2 protein-coding genes are annotated in these 1,489 nt (G+C 66.7%); one reads left to right on the top strand and one right to left on the bottom strand.

Features of this window, described 5'->3' with window-relative positions:
- Positions 1 to 75 precede the first annotated feature (75 nt).
- Positions 76 to 630: a hypothetical protein gene (locus FM110_RS13140; protein WP_087105202.1), complete on the top strand. Its 555-nt coding sequence runs from the start codon at positions 76 to 78 to the stop codon at positions 628 to 630.
- Here FM110_RS13140 and FM110_RS13135 read toward each other — a convergent pair.
- Positions 572 to 1,360, bottom strand: a complete 789-nt coding sequence (locus tag FM110_RS13135; RefSeq protein WP_087105201.1) for a helix-turn-helix domain-containing protein — start codon at positions 1,358 to 1,360, stop codon at positions 572 to 574. The two genes, FM110_RS13140 and FM110_RS13135, sit on opposite strands and share 59 nt — an antisense overlap.
- Positions 1,361 to 1,489 lie beyond the last annotated feature (129 nt).

Genomic DNA, 1,489 nt, shown 5'->3' with positions numbered 1-1,489 from the left:
TCATGATTCTTACCGTTCCTCTCGGTACGGCTTACACAGACCATCTGACACGCCCATTGCCTACAGGAGCACCTCATGACCAGTCCCTCTGCCGTCTCCCGCCGAACCGTCGCCAAGGGCGTCGCTTGGTCGGCCCCGGCCGTCGTCCTGGCCGCCTCGGCCCCCTCGATCGCCGCGTCGCCGGGGGACTGCTACGTCTTCGACATGTGGTCGTCCAACGGCCGCCAGCCGATCAACAACAACCGCGACCAGATCAGCGGTACGGTTCGGTACTCGCCGAACAACCACCAGGACTGCATCGCGGACAAGAACCAGCCCTACCCCTACGACATCAAGATCACGGTCACCCTCGACCCGTCGGTGTACACGGGGGCGTTCACGTACAGCGGCCCGGGCACCGCGACGGGGTCCGGTAACGTCGTCACGATCACCCTCCCTTTCGCGGGGCAGCGACCGGGCTTTAGCAACCAGTGGAACCTCTACGCCACGACCCTCTCCGGTGTCACCAAGGAGCAGGCGAAGTTCAAGGCGTCGATCAAGGCGATCAGCTACCCCAAGGCGAAGTGGAAGATCATCGAGCCGCACAACGAGTGGATGAAAAACCGCACGACACTCTCCTACGACTACTGACAGGTTCGCACCCCGGACCGGGGAGGCCTCCGCGGTTGTCACTCTCCTGACATGGAGAGCACAAAAGGGATCGCCGATCAGGCGGCCCCTCGGCCGTGAGCAGCACGAGCAACTCGGCCCTGACGACGGCGTCCTCAAGATCGTCGGCGAGCAGGTCACGTAATCGGTGCAGACGACCGCTCACGGTCTGCGGGTGAACCGTGAGGGCCTGGGCGATCCCCGGCCGGTGGCCCCACTGGAGCAACCACTGGCGGAGCGTCTCAACGAGCACCGGACGCTGGTCCTCGGGCAGCGGGTCGAGCTCTCCGAAGTACTTGCGCCGCAGGGCCCGCACGGCGACCGGGTCGGCCACGCAGACGAGCTCGAGCAGGGAGTCGTCGACGAAGGTCGGCCCCGAGTGGGCGACGGCCCGAAGGGCGCTGAGCCGCTGCCCCATCGCGAGGGAGTCTGGAAACTCGGTGATCGGCACGGCAGGCCCGACGATGCAGTCGACGTCGGCCATGAGCGGGCGAAGGGTGGTGGCCAGTTCGTCCGCAGCGACCGGCAGCCCGAGGACGGCCTCGGGGTCGAGGTGCTGGGGAGCGAGCAGGACCGCTCGGTGGACCTCCGCCTGGGCCAGGCGCGCAGCCATGCGGATGGAGTCGTAGAGTGCCTCGGCCTCGACCCCACCGCGGGCCGACTCCAGCCCGATCCGCTCGAAGATCCCACCGCTCGCCCCCAGCCGCTCCATGTCATCGGTCGCGACACAGACGAGTGTCCCGCGTCAAGTAGTTGGCAGGATTTCCTTGGTTTTGAATGTCGGGGTGGTGGGGTCGGCCAGGCCCAGGTGCACCTCCTTGGGCCGGTTCCATGAGATGGC

The organism is Brachybacterium nesterenkovii (assembly GCF_900163655.1).
GTDB classification, from domain to species: Bacteria; Actinomycetota; Actinomycetes; order Actinomycetales; family Dermabacteraceae; genus Brachybacterium; species Brachybacterium nesterenkovii.
This window is presented reverse-complemented; position numbering and strand designations above follow the sequence as displayed.